Annotated in this window: 17 protein-coding genes and 1 pseudogene; 11 read left to right on the top strand and 7 right to left on the bottom strand. The window is 49.7% G+C overall.

From position 1 onward, the window contains the following. Positions 1-40 precede the first annotated feature (40 nt). Positions 41-244: a zinc-finger domain-containing protein gene (locus R2083_RS07420; protein ID WP_090315750.1), complete on the bottom strand. Its 204-nt coding sequence runs from the start codon at positions 242-244 to the stop codon at positions 41-43. A 25-nt stretch (positions 245-269) separates the two neighbouring features. Further along, a complete protein-coding gene (locus R2083_RS07415) occupies positions 270-1,190 on the bottom strand; it encodes a branched-chain amino acid transaminase (RefSeq protein ID WP_108698835.1) in 921 nt (306 codons plus the stop codon). 289 nt (positions 1,191-1,479) lie between these two features. On the opposite strand from R2083_RS07415, the gene R2083_RS07410 reads away from it, so the two are divergent. The 4 genes and pseudogenes from R2083_RS07410 to R2083_RS07395 all read left to right on the top strand — a co-directional run bounded on the left by R2083_RS07410 (position 1,480) and on the right by R2083_RS07395 (position 5,673). Next, complete coding sequence (locus tag R2083_RS07410) at positions 1,480-2,226, top strand: hypothetical protein (RefSeq protein WP_317538035.1); 747 nt, start codon at positions 1,480-1,482, stop codon at positions 2,224-2,226. A 41-nt stretch (positions 2,227-2,267) separates the two neighbouring features. Continuing rightward, on the top strand, positions 2,268-4,379 hold the full coding sequence (locus R2083_RS07405; protein ID WP_317538034.1) for a hypothetical protein: 2,112 nt from the start codon (positions 2,268-2,270) through the stop codon (positions 4,377-4,379). Continuing rightward, positions 4,376-4,561 carry a hypothetical protein gene (locus R2083_RS07400; protein WP_317538033.1) on the top strand — a complete coding sequence of 62 codons (186 nt, stop codon included), beginning with the start codon at positions 4,376-4,378 and terminating at the stop codon, positions 4,559-4,561. Before R2083_RS07405 ends, R2083_RS07400 begins: the two co-directional genes overlap by 4 nt. Before the next feature lie 59 nt (positions 4,562-4,620). Beyond that, positions 4,621-5,673, top strand: a pseudogene (locus R2083_RS07395) (TIGR03032 family protein). Here the strand turns inward: R2083_RS07395 and R2083_RS07390 are convergent. Continuing rightward, on the bottom strand, positions 5,670-6,587 hold the full coding sequence (locus R2083_RS07390; protein WP_317538032.1) for a hypothetical protein: 918 nt from the start codon (positions 6,585-6,587) through the stop codon (positions 5,670-5,672). The pseudogene R2083_RS07395 and the gene R2083_RS07390 overlap by 4 nt on opposite strands. 180 nt (positions 6,588-6,767) lie before the next feature. Between R2083_RS07390 and R2083_RS07385 the strand changes: the two genes are divergently transcribed. The 6 genes from R2083_RS07385 to R2083_RS07360 all read left to right on the top strand — a co-directional run bounded on the left by R2083_RS07385 (position 6,768) and on the right by R2083_RS07360 (position 13,118). After that, positions 6,768-7,685: a hypothetical protein gene (locus R2083_RS07385; protein ID WP_317538031.1), complete on the top strand. Its 918-nt coding sequence runs from the start codon at positions 6,768-6,770 to the stop codon at positions 7,683-7,685. 171 nt (positions 7,686-7,856) lie between these two features. Then, positions 7,857-9,089 carry an alpha/beta fold hydrolase gene (locus tag R2083_RS07380; protein WP_317538030.1) on the top strand — a complete coding sequence of 411 codons (1,233 nt, stop codon included), beginning with the start codon at positions 7,857-7,859 and terminating at the stop codon, positions 9,087-9,089. A gap of 7 nt (positions 9,090-9,096) precedes the next feature. Next, positions 9,097-9,501 (top strand): RNA-binding S4 domain-containing protein, encoded by a 405-nt coding sequence (locus R2083_RS07375; RefSeq protein WP_317530694.1) that lies wholly within the window; start codon positions 9,097-9,099, stop codon positions 9,499-9,501. Positions 9,502-9,518: 17 nt separating this feature from the next. Continuing rightward, positions 9,519-10,304, top strand: coding sequence for an aldolase (locus R2083_RS07370; protein WP_317538029.1), 786 nt, complete (start codon positions 9,519-9,521; stop codon positions 10,302-10,304). Between the two features lie 247 nt (positions 10,305-10,551). Next, positions 10,552-11,793 (top strand): HD-GYP domain-containing protein, encoded by a 1,242-nt coding sequence (locus tag R2083_RS07365; RefSeq protein ID WP_317538028.1) that lies wholly within the window; start codon positions 10,552-10,554, stop codon positions 11,791-11,793. Between the two features lie 83 nt (positions 11,794-11,876). Then, the gene (locus R2083_RS07360) at positions 11,877-13,118 is read left to right on the top strand and encodes a vanadium-dependent haloperoxidase (RefSeq protein ID WP_317538027.1); all 1,242 of its coding nucleotides are present in this window, start codon (positions 11,877-11,879) and stop codon (positions 13,116-13,118) included. A gap of 47 nt (positions 13,119-13,165) precedes the next feature. On the opposite strand, the gene trmB is transcribed toward R2083_RS07360, so the two are convergent. Genes trmB through thiS form a run of 3 tightly spaced genes read right to left on the bottom strand, consistent with a single transcriptional unit; the run spans position 13,166 to position 14,936 of the window. Then, positions 13,166-13,831: a tRNA (guanosine(46)-N7)-methyltransferase TrmB gene (trmB, locus tag R2083_RS07355; protein WP_317538026.1), complete on the bottom strand. Its 666-nt coding sequence runs from the start codon at positions 13,829-13,831 to the stop codon at positions 13,166-13,168. Positions 13,832-13,864: 33 nt separating this feature from the next. Further along, positions 13,865-14,689, bottom strand: a complete 825-nt coding sequence (locus R2083_RS07350) for a thiazole synthase (protein ID WP_317538025.1) — start codon at positions 14,687-14,689, stop codon at positions 13,865-13,867. Between the two features lie 43 nt (positions 14,690-14,732). After that, on the bottom strand, positions 14,733-14,936 hold the full coding sequence (gene thiS / locus R2083_RS07345) for a sulfur carrier protein ThiS (protein WP_317538024.1): 204 nt from the start codon (positions 14,934-14,936) through the stop codon (positions 14,733-14,735). Between the two features lie 361 nt (positions 14,937-15,297). Here thiS and R2083_RS07340 point away from each other — a divergent pair, with 361 nt between their 5' ends. Beyond that, a complete protein-coding gene (locus tag R2083_RS07340) occupies positions 15,298-17,019 on the top strand; it encodes a methyl-accepting chemotaxis protein (protein WP_317538023.1) in 1,722 nt (573 codons plus the stop codon). A gap of 173 nt (positions 17,020-17,192) precedes the next feature. On the opposite strand, the gene R2083_RS07335 is transcribed toward R2083_RS07340, so the two are convergent. Beyond that, on the bottom strand, positions 17,193-17,528 hold the full coding sequence (locus R2083_RS07335) for a lysozyme inhibitor LprI family protein (protein WP_317538022.1): 336 nt from the start codon (positions 17,526-17,528) through the stop codon (positions 17,193-17,195). Positions 17,529-17,570: the final 42 nt, after the last annotated feature.

The raw sequence follows: 17,570 nt of genomic DNA, 5'->3' as shown, positions 1-17,570 counted from the left end.
TCATCGGAACGCAAGTTTCCGCAGAAATTAACCGGTTACATTAGTGATGCCCCGCAACCGCACCGCCTTTCAGGGTGTAATGCGTGCCGCAGTAGGGACACAGCGCTTCGCCGGTAGCTTCGATGGGGAGAAAAACCCGCGGGTGGGAATTCCATAGCAGCATTGCCGGGGTCGGACAGTGTAATGGCAGATCATCGGCGGTAACTTCGATTTCCCGGGTTTTATTATTGCTTTGTTGATTCATAGAAAATAACTCCAAAATAGCAGTATTAAACTAAGGTGAGCCAATCGGTGTGATTTTTGGCCCGGCCTTTAACGCAATCAAAGAATAGGGTTTGCAGTTGCGCGGTAATCGGTCCGCGCTTGCCCGGCCCGATGATACGGTTATCCAATTCGCGGATCGGCGTGATTTCAGCCGCAGTGCCGGTAAAGAATGCCTCATCGGCACAATAAATTTCATCGCGTGTAATGCGTTTCTCGATCACGGGAATGCCGAGCTCCGCAGCTAATTCGATGATCGAAGCGCGTGTGATGCCTTCCAGGCAGGAAGTTAAGTCCGGTGTGTAGAGTTTGCCTTGTTTGACGATGAAAATATTTTCTCCCGAACCTTCGGCCACATAACCTTCTACATCCAGCAGCAAGGCTTCGTCGTAACCGTTCAATGCCACTTCCTGATTGGCCAGAATCGAATTGGCGTAGGTCGTGACCGATTTGGCGCGGCACATATTGATGTTGACATGGTGCCGGGTAAACGACGATGTTTTCACGCGAATGCCGTTTTCCAGCGCTTCCGGTCCCAGATAAGTTCCCCATGACCAAGCGGCGATGGCGACATGCACTGATAACGTTCGAGCGGAAAGCCCCATCGCCTCGGCGCCATAAAAGGCGATCGGGCGGATGTACGCGGACGAGAGTTTGTTTTGTTTCACCACATCGCGCTGCGCTTGCATAATGGTGGCCTTGTCGTAAGGCATTTTCATCATGAAAATATGCGCTGAATTGAATAAGCGGTCGGTATGTTCCTGCAACCGGAAAATCGCCGCGCCTTGCGCGGTTTCATACGCGCGCAATCCTTCAAAAACACCCAAACCATAATGCAACGTGTGCGTTAGTACATGCGTATTGGCATCCCGCCAGGGAACCATTTTCCCGTCATACCAGATTACACCGTCACGGTCAGCCATTGACATTCAGGAACTCCCGATAAAATTCTTAAAAGCCGTATTCTAACTTATTTTTGGCGTGCCGTTGAAACATGCCCGTCCTTGAGACAACGAATATCTGGACTCATGTGTGGCAATTTGCCGCATTGCTAATGGCAAGGTTCCGTCTGATAATTTTTAAGCCATTGCATGGACGGTAATTTTTGAATCAATAGCGCTTCACCTCGGTTTTGCTTTATTTCTCCAATTACCCGCAGATCTACTTCACCACATCCGATCCAATTACCACCATAGCGCATTGGAGGCGCTTATTACTATGTTACTAAAATCAGCGATTCATAGTGTATTACCCGTCATTGTGCTGTTTGGGTTTATTCAATCCGATGCGTTCGCGCATACGGTGATCGATCCGTCCCAGGTTACGGAAGGCAAACAATCGAATAATCACACGGTGATTACACACGGTTGCGGCGATGCCGCTGTCATCGGTCAGAGTGTTGTCATACCGGATGGGGTCGATTCTTCCATCGTGGCCAATGGCAATCCTCATGCCGGACCGCTCAGTGATTTTCTGCAGAATTGGGGTGGCATTACATTTGTGCAGGACCGCTCATTATTTAGTGAGCAGGATCGAAAAGTGGATGCGAATGGAAATACGATCGGATTTTGGTTTGGCGGCGGCCATGCGGTGGCATCGTATGCTTGGGGACGCATTCCATTCGTGTCGAAGGCAGTGCTGTTTGTGCCGGAATCCTGTGCCAAGGCGGTGCGGTTTGCTTTCGCAGTGGCTGACATTTGCAAGATAACCAATATCAGTAATATGAACGGTACGGACACGGTTAATTTCTGGACTCCCGCTGTCGGATCGAAATACGACGGCACACCGGGAGATCATGCCTATGATTTTCCGGTGTATTTCACCATCAACCGGGATCTGGAAACGAATCCGCTGCCGGAATCCTGTGGAGCAGGTTTGCAGGTGACGGTAAAACCATCCGCCGCGCAGATCGATCGCGATATGCCCATCATTTTTAACGGCACACAGGTGTGGCCGCAACCTTGATTCATGGTCATCGTACCGCACACATTTAAGGAATAAACACTATGGCGCTACCCGCTCAACAACAAACTGTCATTCTTCAACTGACACAGGCAATGTTCAATGCAGCTCCGGGCGCGATTTATCTGGAAGCACTTGTCTCCCCGGTAGAAGCCGGTCAATCATTGGCCGATCTGGCTCAATCTTTGATGGGAAATACATTATTTTTTGGCAAGAATTATGCAACGAATCTGACCCCGGAAGCGTTTGCAGATGCCTTTATTCAGGATTTGACCGGCGATAACGCCACTGCGGACAGCAAAGCCCTGGCCATTGATTTTATTACCGGCAAAATGGCTGCCGGAGCAACGCAAGGTGAAATCATCGCCGATGTAACCGGAATCCTTTCAGCCATTCCGGTAACCGATCCGGTGTGGGGAACGGCCGCATTAGCGTACAACACGGCGAATGCGGCAAAAATTATTGATAACCTGGCAGGAGACACAGCGTCAGCTGGGGACAAAACCGGCGCGATCGATTATATCCTTGCACAAATGGCTGCCGGAAAGACTTTCGGCGCGACGGTCGTGGATCTCATAAGCTTGCTGGATGGCATGGATCATGCCGATCCTGACTGGGGTAATGCAGCAGCGCTATTTGATAACCGCATTGAAGTATCGCGTTATTACTCGATCGAAAAAGCAGGTACTGCGACAGACTTAGTAACGCTTCAGCAAATTCTCACAGGGATAACTCCGGATGTGGCCACGGTTGCGACGGCTAAGGCTGCGGTAGACAATCTGCTCGACAATCCGGTCATCGATCTGGCGCGGCTTGATGGCGCAAATGGTTTTAAGTTGAATGGTGTGATCGGCAGTGATGACACAGGCGAGTCGGTAGGCAGTGCGGGTGATATCAATGGCGATGGTTTTGATGACTTGATCGTGGGCGCGCCGCATAATTTTGACGATTTCTACTCCGGTGCCAGCTTTGTAATATTTGGTAAAGCTTCGGGTTTTGATGCGGCGATTCCTTTATCCAGCCTGAATGGCACGAACGGATTCCGCCTCAATGGCGTGGCAGGCGGGGATGCCGCGGGTAATGCGGTGAGTAGTGCCGGTGACATCAATGGCGATGGCTTTGATGATCTGCTGATCGGCGCGCCGATCTCCGATGTGCCAAAAAACGATACCGGATACACCTACGTCGTATTCGGTAAATCTTCCGGTTTCAGCGCGACGATGGAATTGTCGGGTTCGGATGGCAGCAACGGTTTCCGTATGCATCTTGATAAAGCCGATCAACTTTTAGGCTGGTCTATCAGCGGCGCCGGAGATGTCAATGGCGATCATGTCGACGATTTGATTATTGGCGCGCCGATTGGCGAACGCAGCTATGTCGTTTTTGGCAAGACTTCCGGTTTCGATACGCAATTGGATCTAGCCAGCTTGAATGGCAGTAACGGTTTCCAAATGAATGGCTTGGAAGATGGCGCGCAGTTTGGCAATGGTGTGAGTGCCGGTGACATCAATGGCGATGGTATTAACGACTTGATCGTCGGTTCCTACTATGGAGGAAGCGGTACTAGTTACGTGATCTTCGGTAAAGCATCGGGTTTTGACGCCATATTGGATTTATCCGGCTTGGATGGCAGTAACGGCTTTAGCGTGGAAGGTGTCGCGGAAGGAGACGAAGCGGGTTATTCGGTCGGCAATGCCGGGGATGTCAATGGCGATGGATTTGACGATGTGATCATCGGTGCCCGGTCCGCGGGAATCGATGGTAAAGCATCCGGTGCTGCTTACGTTGTGTTTGGCAAAGCTGCTGGGTTTGATGCCACGATCCAGTTATCGGACTTGGATGGCAGCAATGGTTTCCGGTTGGCGGGCGTGGCGGAAGGCGATAAAGCCGGTCGCTCGGTGAGCAGCGCTGGAGATTTTAACGGCGATGGATTCGCCGATGTGCTGGTCGGTGCCGTTGGTTCCGATGCGAATGGTGTGGATTCCGGTGCCGCGTATGTCGTTTTCGGTAAAGCATCGGGTTTTAGCGCTTCGCTGGATTTATCCAATTTAAGCAGTACCGATGGTTTTGCGTTGAGTGGACTGGCGGCGGGTAATTCATTGGGAAGTCGGTCAGTAGCGCGGGGGATCTCAACAACGATGGTTTTGATGATTTGATCATTGGTGCCTCTTCAGCCAACGGCAGTACTTTCAATTCTGGCGCGGCTTATGTGATATTCGGCCATAGTTTCGCCAGCGCGGCAGCTGCTAAAACTGTTGCAGCCGATAGTCTTGATGTGGCTGGTCAGGACGCGGCGGTGCTGTTGACTGGGGTTAATGCGGCGATGGATTTGATATGAACGCATGCTTTACAACATACCCATGATTTGCGTCAACTCAATGAAGCATTTTGCTTTTTATGATAACTAACGAAATTCCGCATACAGCAACGCTGGAAATCACAACCTCACGCCAATTGTTACCGTGGCTGGCAGAGCAAAAGATCTCTATCGCGCTGACGACATACCAGATTGGCAAACTGTATTTTATCGGCTTGAAACCCGACAATGCGCTTTCGGTGTTTGAACGCAGTTTTAATCGCTGCATGGGACTGTGCACGACATCGAATGGTTTATACATGAGCAGTTTGTATCAGATCTGGCGCTTTGAAAATATCTTCGAGCCCGGGCAGCAGCAGGATGGTTACGACCGGCTATACGTACCGCAAGTGGGTTACACCACCGGCGATCTGGATATCCACGACATAGCCGTGGATCGCAATGGCCGGCTGGTGTTCGTCAACACGTTGTTTGGCTGCTTGGCGGCATTGAGCGAAGCGCATAACTTTAAACCGCTGTGACAACCCGCCTTCATCAGTAAGCTGGCGGCGGAAGATCGCTGTCACCTGAATGGCTTGGCGATGCGGGATGGTGAACCGGCGTATGTCACCGCGGTTGGCCGTTCCGATGTCGCCGATGGCTGGCGTGAACACCGTGCCGATGGTGGTGTTGTGATCGATGTGAATAGCAACGAGATCGTGTGTTCCGGGTTGTCGATGCCGCATTCTCCGCGCTGGCATAACGGCAAGTTATGGCTGCTCAATTCCGGCACCGGGGATTTCGGCTATGCCAATCTGCAAACAGGACAGTTTGAACCAGTTTGTTTTTGTCCCGGCTATATGCGCGGACTCAGCTTTCACGGGGATTTTGCCTTAATTGGAATATCCAAACCACGTCACAATAAAACTTTCAGCGGCTTAGCGCTGGATGCGAATCTTAAATCACGGCATGCCGAAGCGCGCTGCGGCGTTCAGATCGTGGATTTGCGCACGGGGGATGTAGTGCATTGGCTGCGCATGGAAGGCGTGGTTGAAGAACTGTACGATGTTGTTGTGCTGCCGGGTGTGCGGCGTCCGATGGCGCTGGGTTTCAAAACAGATGAAATTCGCCGGGTATTGAGTATTGAAGCTTAGTGTTGCGGATGGTATTGAAAAGCTTGCTTGAAATAATCGTCGAATTTTGACCGCACATTGCACGGATTTTGCACGATTTCGCCAATCAATTGAAAAAGCCGGTAATTTTGTGTATTCAGCAGCCGATGCTGTTTGATCATCTTGAGGGTATGCGGTCCTTCGCCTGAAATACCATCCGTTTCTTCCCGTGCCAGTTTCCGGCCCAATTCATGATGATGCGAACTTTCGCTGGTGGCGGTGGTGATTAGATCTCCCAATCCCGCCAAGCGGTACGGGCTGGCGGCTTGACCGCCCATGACCTGCGCGATTTGACTTAATTCTTGCAGAGCTGCCGTTGCCAGATAGCCGCGCACGTTATCGCCAAGCTGGAGTTCATCGGCCATGCCGAACGTCATCGCGTACACATTTTTTAAGATCACCGCCCAACTGATACCGGCGATGTCAAACGTGTGCTCAATATACAACTTGGTGTGATTAAAACACGCTTGCATGACATGAAATGCAGCAAGATCGTGGCAGCCCAATTGCGCAAATGCATACCGGCCTGCACGGATTTCCTCGGAAATCATCGGACCATACAGAAGCGCGAATGGTTGATGCGCAGGCAGGTTTTCCGCAAAAATTTGCGCTGCGGTTTTGCCGGATTCATCAAGTCCCTTGGCGATACTGACGCACAAGCAGGTTTTTTTCAGTAACGGTGCGATGCGTTGAGTTACTTCGCGGTGCGGATTGACCGACAGGCAGAACAATACGATGTCTGCAAGCGGCGCGCTTTGTTCCAGCGTAGCGTAAGAATAACCGCTCCGTGGAAATTTCTCCCAAATCGCTAATGTGTGCCGGTCCTTCAGCAGATATTCCAGCGCATGTCCCATTTCACCGTGACCGAGGATGAGAATATGTAATGACGTTGTCATAGATTAAATTGGATACTGTTGGGTAATTCTTACAGCTATCGTTTGAGTGCGGCAATTTACCGCATTGCTAACGATTACATTTTCATGAACAATAAATTGAGTAAGTTAGGTTAACGGTTAATATTTCTATCTAATTTTTTATGAATCTTTTTTAAGCAAATCACAAGCTGCCTTACCATTATGATCGCACAAAAAATTAACGTATCCCATACACTCGAAGATCAACGTATGGCGCTTACCCTTCAACAACAGACTTCTATTCTTCAGCTCACGCTGGCTATGTTTAATACGGCGCCAGGCGCGTCGAATCTGATGTTCCTCGGTTCGCTGTTGCGAAGCGGCCAATCCTTGGCAAGTCTGGCGCAATCGCTGACGGAAAGCTCTCTATTCCTCGACCGGCAGTATGCCGCGTATTTGAAGCCGGATGAGTTTTCGGCCAAGTTTGTTAGCGATCTGGTGGGCGACCGGGTGTCGATTGGCGATAAAGGCCTTGTCATTGATTATATGACGCACCGGATGATCGACGGTGCCACGCAAGGAGAGCTGATCGCAGAACTCTTGAGTATCTTATCGCCAATCCCGGCTTCGAATTCCAATTGGGGTAAAGCCGCCTCGCATCACAATGCCCGGAATGCAACCAAAGTCATAACGCATCTGCTCGGAAGCACCTTTACACCAGCCAATATCGCGATAGTGGTCGATTATATGCTGGCGCAAATGGCAGCCGGTAAAACTTTCGGCGAAATGATCGTGTGGGCTATCGACACAGTGACTGGCGTCGATCATGACAATGTGGTGTGGGGAAATGCAGCCGTGCTTCTCAACAATCGCATCGAAGTTTCAAGATATTATTCGGTCGATAAAGCCGGTACTACGATCGAAAGAGCGACTATGCGGCAAATTCTGACGAAAGTGACGGTCGATACCGCCACGGTTGCCGCTGCCAAAACGACCATCGATCATTTACTGAGCAATGACAGCGGTTTTTCCAATGATACCAGTGATGACTTTCAATTCGATAAGGTACTGGTGATTAAGAAGAATAACGTATTGTCCCTGCCACAGGGAACGGCAAAACGGACCGAACTGATGGTTTAATCACGCATGTCCGAAGTTTCCTTCCGGAAACTTTTCACCTGAATTAATCCGGAATTCACTTACTTTTCCAGCGAAGAAAAGAATTTTCCGGTTCAAACTTTGGTACTATTTACACACAGTATCCCACTTGAAAGAGTGCTGTCTGATCGGTTGTTATAAGGTAAATAGTCCATGCCGCGTATCCAAGCAGTATTTCAAAATGCGCAAGGCGAATCGTTATCCGGTTTGCTGGAAATGCCGTCTGGTGTGATTAAATCGTACGCGCTCTTCGCTCACTGTTTTACCTGCTCCAAAGACAACCCTGCAGCGGCGCGGATTGCGCTCGCATTGGCGGATCGCGGCATTGCGGTATTGCGTTTTGATTTTACCGGCCTTGGTAATAGCCAAGGCGATTTCTCGAATACCAATTTCTCCTCCAATTTACAGGATCTGTTAGCCGCAGCGCGCTACCTGGAGCAACATTACACCGCTCCCGCGCTTTTGATCGGACACAGCTTGGGTGGTGCTGCGGTACTCGCGGTGGCGCAAGATTTACCGCAAGCCAATGCGGTAATCACGATCGGCGCACCGGCAACAGCAGCACACGTTAAACACTTGTTTGCCGGTTCATATCGGGAATTGCAAAATCAACCGTCTGTACAAGTCGAATTGGCTGGAAGAAGCTTTAAGATTAAACGTCAATTCATTGATGATTTGGAGAAATATAATTCAGTTGAGCATATCGGTGCACTAAAAAAAGCATTGCTGATTTTTCATTCACCGATAGATGACGTTGTTTCGATTGACGAAGCGGGGCGCATTTTTACCGCGGCCAAACACCCGAAAAGCTTCGTATCACTGGATCATGCCGATCATCTGTTGTCCAATCCGGAAGATTCTCATTATGTCGCGGAAGTTTTGTCGGCTTGGGCCAGCCGTTACCTGAAGACGGAACCAGCTCTGGTCAAAGCAGACGGTGCGTTGCGGCCAAGCGTTGAGGCGGGTAGTGTGATCGTGCGCGAATACGATAAAAAATTCACGCGTGAGATTCTGACGCCGCGCCACCGGCTGATCAGCGATGAGCCAATCGTGCTGGGCGGCGCGGATCTTGGGCTCAATCCGTATGAATTATTACTCGCCGCACTGGGCAGCTGCACGTCGATGACGCTGCGTATGTATGCGAACCACAAACAAATTGACTTGCAGGACATTACCGTAGAATTGCATCACAGCCGGATTCACGCCGAAGACTGTAACGGTTGTGAAAAGCAGAAAACACAGATCGATGTCATTACGCGCGCAATTCAATTGAGCGGTAATCTGAGTGATCAGCAACGGACTCGATTGCTGGAAATTGCCAATCAATGTCCGGTGCATAAAACCTTGCAAAGCAAGATTCGGATAGAAACTAACCTGATAGATTAACTTTGATATGCAATCAGATGATACTATAGAAAAATATCGTATTGATAAATGGCTGTTTGCGGCACGTTTCTTTAAGACGCGATCGTTGGCTGCCGAAGCGATTGATCGCGGCCGGGTTACGGTAAATGGTCAACGGGTAAAGCCTGCGAAGATACTTGCAGCAGGGGATATGCTGACCATTCGCATTGATAACTATCAGTATATTATTGAAGTATTGGGGTTATCCAATAAAAGAGGATCTGCCACAGTGGCGCAGCAGTTGTACCGGGAAACCGAAGAAAGCAAGCAACAGCGAGAATTGCTGGCCGCGCGCTTAAAAGCGCAGCCACCGCCATTTCATATCAAAGGACGGCCAACCAAACGCGACCGCCGCGTCATCGAGCGCTTCACTTCCAACCACGACGAATTTTAAGAATCCAGTGAAAAATCATGAGCAATGACACATTCAATTTAGGTAAAGAGCAACTGATCCAGCAATCTTTCGTGCAAATGGACAAGCATTTGCAAGGCGCGAATTACACGCCGGCACAAAAGCTGGCATTAACCTGCCGGATTTTGTTTGATAATGGCCACGATTCCGGCTTGGCCGGACAAATTACCACGCGTGGCGAACAGCCGGGCACGTACTTGACGCAGCGTCTGGGCTTCGGGTTTGACGAAACCTGCGCGAGCAATTTATTACTCGTCAATGAAGATCTGGAAGTTTTACAAGGCGACGGCATGGCCAATCCGGCCAATCGCTTTCATTCCTGGCTGTATCGCGCCCGGCCGGATGTGCAATGCATCATTCATACGCATGCCGTCCATACCGCCGCACTCAGCATGCTCGAAGTGCCGCTGGAAATTTCGCACATGGATAATTGCGTGTTGTACGACGACGTGGCTTTCCTGCCGAAGTGGCCTGGTATACCGGTGGGTAATGAAGAGGGTGAATTGATTGCTAAAGCCATCGGCAGTAAACATGCTGTATTGCTGGCGCATCACGGTCTGTTGATTGCCAGTTCCAGCATTGAGGAGGGCTGTATCTTGGCGCTTGCTTTTGAACGGGCGGCACGCATGCACTTGTTGGCGGCATCCGCCGGAAAAATCCAGCCGATAGACCCCGGTTTGGGCAAGGAAGCGCGCGACTGGATTCTCCGTGGACAACGCAGCGCGGTAGCGTTCGCTTATTACGCGCGGCGCACTTTGAGAAAAAGCGCGGATTGCTTGCAATAGATTGTGTAGGAGTGATGTGCCACTTCACTTTATCGCTAGATGAATTGAATACCCCTATAAAAACCCTGCAATCCTACCGTTAACCGTCTCACTAAAAAGTGCACAATATGCACAAATCCATTCTGTAGTTTGATTGCTTACTGTGGAACTGGAGTATCCGGAAGTAATTCAAGGGATTGATTGGTAATTAATTCATGTGATGAAATTGGTGCGGTAAATTTCTTTTCTACTTTTTATATTGAGCCTTATGATAAAAAAAGTGCAAGCAAGTGAAGTCCGGCTGGGAATGTATATCCATGAGCTCCGCGGCAATTGGCTGGAACATCCATTCTGGAGAAAATCGTTTAAACTGGTGCAGCAGAAAGACTTGGATAAGCTTGTTAGTTGCGACATGGATGAAATATGGATTGATACCGGTAAAGGGCTTGATGTGGCTCCCACTGAGACCGGTTTGGTGGAAAACCTCAAGCCAGCGGATAAAACCTCCCCGGTAAGTACAATCACCCCGGAAGCATCACCTCCGCCATCACCACCGCCGGTAAAGAAACCGGTTGCGCGCGTTTCGGTTGAAGAAGAATTGGAAAATGCTAAAAAGCTTCAGAAAAAAACCAAAGATGCAGTTACCTCAATGTTCAGCGATGTGCGCATGGGTAAAGCACTTGAAATCGAAGGCGCGGAATCTTTGGTGGAAGAAATCAATCAATCGATGGAGCGCAATCCCAATGCACTGCTCACATTGATCCGGCTGAAAAATGTCAATGAATATACCTACATGCATTCGGTTGCGGTCTGCATGCTGATGGTGGCGCTGGGAAGGCAAATGGGTCTGGATGAAGCGCAAATCAGACAAGCAGGCACAGCCGGATTGTTGCACGACATCGGTAAAATGGTGATTCCAAATGAAGTGCTGAACAAACCGGGAAAATTGACGGACGAAGAATTTGCCGTCATGAAAAGCCATCCGGAGCGCGGCTGGGAAATTTTAAAATCCTGCTACCAAGTCCATGAAACGACTTTGGATGTGTGCTTGCACCATCACGAACGTGTCGATGGCAAGGGTTACCCGGAAAAATTATCCGGCGATGCGCTGACATTGTTTGCGCGCATGGGCGCAGTCTGTGACGTTTACGATGCCATCTCGTCGGATCGCTGTTACAAACCGGCCTGGTCTCCGGCCGAGTCAATCCGCAAAATGGCTTCTTGGAAAGACGGACATTTTGATGAAACTATTTTTCAAGCTTTTGTGAAGACCATCGGTATTTACCCCAGCGGTACCCTGTTGAAACTGAAGTCCGGGCGATTAGGTGTGGTGATGGAACAATCCACGAAAAAATTAACCACGCCGATCATCAAGACTTTTTTTTCGACACGTTCCAACGCGCATATTCCAGTTGAAATTCTGGATTTGTCGAAAGGAACCGACGGCATCGAAAAAATCGAGGACCCGGTGCAATGGGGATTCGATATCAATAAAATACAAGGGATATGAAGGGTTTTGTGACTTTGATCAATAAAGTGCAAGCAGAGATAGTTATACTGCAAAAAATAAATTCATGGTGAAGAAGACTGATAATGATGACCGGTAAATACCAAAAACTACAGAACGCGCTTGTTGTTAGCGCGTTTTTATTGATAACGGCGCCAATGAATGCAGCCGCCGACGCAGTAACCGACTGGAATCAGCGTGCGGGCGAGATCGTAGTGAACGCCAAGATCGGACCGTTACCGGCCGAACGGGCGCTGGCGATTGTGCAGGCATCTGTGTACGAGGCGGTAAATGCGATTACCCAACGTTATGCAGTGCAGGATACAAGACTGCAAGCCGTACCCGGTGCATCAGTCGAAGCAGCGGTAGCAGCGGCAAACCGGGCGGTGTTAGTTCAGCTGGTACCGTCGCAGCAGTCGGTGATCGATCACGTTTATCAAGCCGCACTGGCCGTGATAGCTGACGGTGAGAGTAAGGCTGGTGGCATTGCTGTGGGAGAGAAAGCGGCGCAGGCGATCCTGGCGTTGCGTGCCGACGATGGCGCGGCTGCCGGTGAATCTTACCGTCCGTTTACTCATGCGGGAGTTTATGTGCCAACGGTTATCCCCGAAGCGCCGCAATGGATGCACCGCAAGCCCTGGCTGATGACACAGCCGTCGCAATTCCGCCCGGCGCCGCCGCCTGAATTGGGGAGCGAATTATGGGCGCGCGATTATAACGAAGTAAAGGCGCTTGGCAGCAAGCATAGCCGCGAAAGAAGCACGGAACAAACTGCCATCGCCCGTTTTTGGGAAGAAGTCATGCCGCCGATTTATCATGGTATCGTCCGCTCGGTTGCTAACATGCCGGGAAGGGAAATTACCCAGAACGCACGCTTGTTCGCGGCTGTGACACAAGCCTCGGACGATGGACTGATTGCGGTGTTTGACGCGAAATATCACTATGGTTTTTGGCGGCCAGTGACGGCGATCCGCAACGGCGATAGCGACGGTAATGATGCCACGGAGCGTGATGCAGCGTGGCTGCCTTTTATCGACACTCCGATGCATCCGGAATATCCGTGCGCGCATTGCATCGTTTCCGCCGCCGTCGGCACGGTGCTGCAAATTGAAATCGGCGACAGTCAAAAACCGGTGCTAACAACGACCAGCGCTGCTGCGGGTGGTGTGGCGCGCAGCTGGACGAAGCTAGACGATTTTATGCAAGAAGTTGCCAATGCACGCATTTATGATGGCGTGCACTACCGTAATTCCGGTAAAGTGGGTTCCGAGATGGGGCGGAAAATTGCTCATCTGGCTGCTGAGAAATACGCATTGAAAACGAAATAAACCGGAGAAATCCAGTGGCGCAAGGCCTCGTTTCTCCGGAATAAAACTCATTTTTTCCGGAAGATTAAATCCCATACACCGTGCCCGAGCTTGATTCCCCGTTGCTCGAACTTGGTCAATGGCCGGTAATCCGGCCGTGGCGCATAGTCTGCTGCGGTATTGCCGAGCTGTGTTTCCTGGCCCAGTACATGCAATATTTGCTCAGCATAATCTTCCCAGTCGGTAGCCGCATGGATATACCCACCCGGTTTCAGATGGCTGCATAAACGGGCGGTCAAATCCGGTTGGATCAATCTGCGCTTGTGGTGCCGGGCTTTGGGCCAGGGATCGGGGAAAAAGATATGAACACCATCCAGGCATGCGGTCGGCAGCATATATTGCAAGACTTCCACGGCATCATGCTGAATGATGCGCAAATTCATCAATTCCAGTTGCTCGATTTGATTGAGCAAACTGCCCACGCCGGGCGTATGCACTTCGATGCCCAGATAATCATTCTCCGGATGCGATTGCGCGATGGTTGCGGTGCTTTCGCCCATGCCGAAGCCGATTTCCAGAATTTTAGGCGCTTCACGGCCAAAGATCCGATTGAGATCGAGCAGGTCTTCGCTAAATGGAATACCGTATTGTGGCAATAGGGTTTCGCAGGCGCGGCGTTGCGCATTGGAAACACGCCCTTGGCGAAGGACGAAGCTACGGATGGTCTGCGGCATGAACTGATGACGTGGCAATAAATAGCAGAGTGGTTATTGGGATTTGCCGCCTGCCGGTTTTCCGGGAGTTTTTTCAGTACGGGCAATGACGCCTTCCGTCGGCGAGCTGGGGCTGGCGCTGTAGAGCTTTTTCGCCATGCGTCCGGCCAGATAGGCTTCACGCCCGGCTTCAACGGCTTTACGCATTGCCGATGCCATTAGCACCGGATGTTGCGCGGCAGCAATCGCGGTGTTCATCAAGATACCATCGCAACCCAGTTCCATTGCAATGGTTGCATCCGATGCCGTACCGACACCGGCATCGACCAACACTGGAATCTTGGCATTGTCGATAATGATTTGCAGATTCCATGGATTCAAAATACCCATGCCCGAGCCGATCAACGAGGCCAATGGCATCACGGCGACACAGCCTATGTCTTCCAATTGCTTGGCGATGATCGGATCGTCCGAGGTATACACCATCACCTGAAAATCCTCTTTGATGAGAATTTCCGCGGCTTTCAGCGTTTCCACCATGTTTGGGTACAGCGTTTTCGGATTGCCCAATACTTCCAGCTTGACCAGACTGTGACCATCGAGTAGTTCACGCGCCAGCCGCAACGTGCGCACCGCATCGTCGAGGGTGTAACAGCCTGCGGTATTAGGCAGTAAGGTATATTGCGAGGGCGGCAGAACATCCAGTAGATTGGGCTCTCCGGCATTTTGCCCGATATTCGTGCGCCGGATCGCGACGGTAATGATTTCAGCGCCACTCGCTTCAACCGCCGCGCGTGTTTCGTTGAAATCCTTGTATTTACCCGTACCGACCAGTAAACGGGATGTATAGGTTTTACCAGCAATAACTAAATTATCCATGAAATTCTTTTAATATCGATATGTATTAATTGAGCAGCGGAACTTAACCGCCACCGACGGCAACGACAACTTCCAGCTGATCACCATGAACCAGCATTTGTTGCGGGAACTGGCTGCGCGGCACGATTTCGCCATTGCATTCGATGGCAATCCGCTTGCCGTGCAACGCAAGGTGGTCGATCAGTTGTGCTACGTTAATCGGCCCTTCAAATTGTTGCGGTTGTCCATTAATAGTGAGTTGTATCATGGAAGAAAAACTAGAATTGATATTTCAGGTTAGCTAGATGAACAATCAAAAATCCGCTTGGATTTTATCATGTGGGAGCGCGCAGTTTTGGAATAATTTGTTTCGAGCGGTCAATCAGCATGCAGGATGAGAAAACTATTCGAGTCAATCCGGTTATTCATGCCGAAAGCATGAAATGAGTCATAAAAGTAGCTCAACTTCTGAATGAATATCCTTGTATTTGCAAGGTTTTCTGTCGATGATAAAACCCTGTTGGTAAAAAACCTTTATTCGAACCGGTGTCATCTTGATCATTCGATTGAAACGAGAAATGTGCTTGCAAAATAAAGCCATTCACGTAGAAATAATTTAGGAGATTCCTATGTTGAAAGATATGACAGTGAAAACGGAGCTGATCATTGTGATCGGTCTTCTGTCAGTATTGCTGGTTGGTATTGGCGCGCTAGGTTTGCATGGAATAAAGCAATCGAACGAAGGATTAAGAGCGGTTTATCAAGATCGTACGGTGACTGCGGTCGATCTGGCGACAATTAACGATATTTGGGAAGTTGTGCATAAGAATGTTACCGCTGTGGCCAGCACAAAAAGTACGGAATTAGCGAAAGAAAAATCAGAAGAAACAGCTAAAACGATTAAACGCGCTGAAGAAATCTGGGCGAGGTTTATGGCGACTGAATTGACTACCGTGGAAGAGCAGCTTGCTCAGGAAAAATTGCGATTGCATGCAGCCTATGTCGCGGCAGTTAATAAAATATTCACGATGGCCATGGCCGGAGATTTCGATGGCGCGGCAAAAAACCTCAAGGAAGAGGCGGAATCACTGTTTTACCGCTTGCACGAAACGATTTACGGCATGATTACTTTGCAAGGTAACGTTGCGGCTGAAAAATATGAAAGCGCGGTAAGCGATTACAACTCCATTTTCATGACCATGGTTGTTGCGATTAGTTTGGGAGTGTTGCTTGCGTGTGTGCTCGGATACATTCTGCTACGCGGTATTGTAAAACCCTTGAATGAGGCGATCGCTATTGCCGGTGCTGTTGCTGCGGGTGATTTATCGACCAAGATCGAACCTCGTTCGACGGTTAATGGATTTGGCCGTTTGATTAACGCGCTGAAAGCGATGAATGATCACTTGGTCGAACTGGTAGGGAAAGTGCGGTTGGATGCGAATCTGATCCAAACATCCGCCAGTGAGATCGCATCGGGCAATTCGGACTTAAGCCAGCGCACTGAAGAGCAAGCATCCAGCCTGGAAGAAACCGCGTCTTCAATGGAAGAACTGACTTCGACCGTCAAACAAAATGCGGATAATGCGCGCCAAGCTAATCAACTGGCTGTGGGTGCTTCTGAAGTTGCGGTGAGGGGAGGCGCGGTAGTCGGTCAAGTAGTGCAAACCATGAGCTCGATTAGTGAAAGCTCGAAGAAAATTGTCGATATCATCAGTGTCATCGACGGCATCGCTTTTCAAACCAACATATTGGCACTCAATGCTGCGGTTGAAGCGGCGCGTGCCGGTGAACAAGGCCGAGGATTTGCGGTGGTGGCCACCGAAGTTCGCACGCTGGCGCAGCGTTCCGCGACAGCAGCGAAGGAAATCAAGGAATTGATCAATGACTCGGTAGCGAAAGTGGAAGACGGCACGCGCTTGGTTGATGAAGCGGGTGTTACGATGAATGAAGTCGTCACCGCAGTCAAACGCGTAACAGATATCATGAACGAGATTTCCGCCGCATCGCAGGAACAACATTCCGGAATTGAACAAGTTAATCAAGCAGTCACACAAATGGATGAAGTGACGCAGCAGAATGCGGCCTTGGTTGAACAGGCGGCATCAGCGGCTGAATCCATGGAAGATCAGGCGAAAGCACTTGCGCAAGCGGTCAGTCTATTCAAATTATCGGAAAGCGGCGATTCCAGCATTGCCAAACCAGTCAAAAGAAGTAACCGGCCGGTTGCAAAATTACCGAATCGCGGCCCAGCGACTAAATCCGCACCAGCAGCTGCGCCAGTCTCAACAGCTTCAACAGCTTCACCTCGTAAAATAGCGGCGAATGGCGATAGTGATTGGGAAGAGTTCTAAACGTAATTATTTTTAAGAGCAAAAAGTGGCGGATTGATTGGATAGTGCGAATAATCGCACCTGGCCAAGCTCTGGATACCACGACCAAAAGCTTCAATAAAGTAATGACAGTGAATGAAAACGCCTGTGCAATGCATAGGCGTTTTATTTGGTAAATTTATAAAAGCTGGAAATTATGTTGATTTCTCAGTGCTTAAATTTTTTAAAAAATCTTTGAGATGCAAAATTCTCTCTTTGGTTCTTGATTCTAAACAATATAGCGGATTGACACCGAGATTTAAACAGTCTGAGTTTTTGAACCTGTTCCAATGCCGTTGAGAAGTTATAAAGTTTTCCTTATCTTCATCAGTAAGTTTCTCCATTAATTGTTTTTGAGTGTTTTTCAACTCTATCAGTGCGGCTTGATACCGTTCCATTTCAGAACTTTGCGCATAAGTTAAACTCGAGAGCGATAATCCAAAACCGCCAACCAGAAAAACCAATAGATATTTATAAACAGTTCTCTGCATCTTCATTTCCTCCATTTTGGTGTCGCAAGTCAATTGCTCCGG

Origin of the sequence: Nitrosomonas sp. Is35 (assembly GCF_033063295.1) — a bacterium.
GTDB lineage: Bacteria > Pseudomonadota > Gammaproteobacteria > Burkholderiales > Nitrosomonadaceae > Nitrosomonas.
Note: the sequence above shows the minus strand (reverse complement) of the source record. Positions and strands in the feature narration are given on the sequence as shown.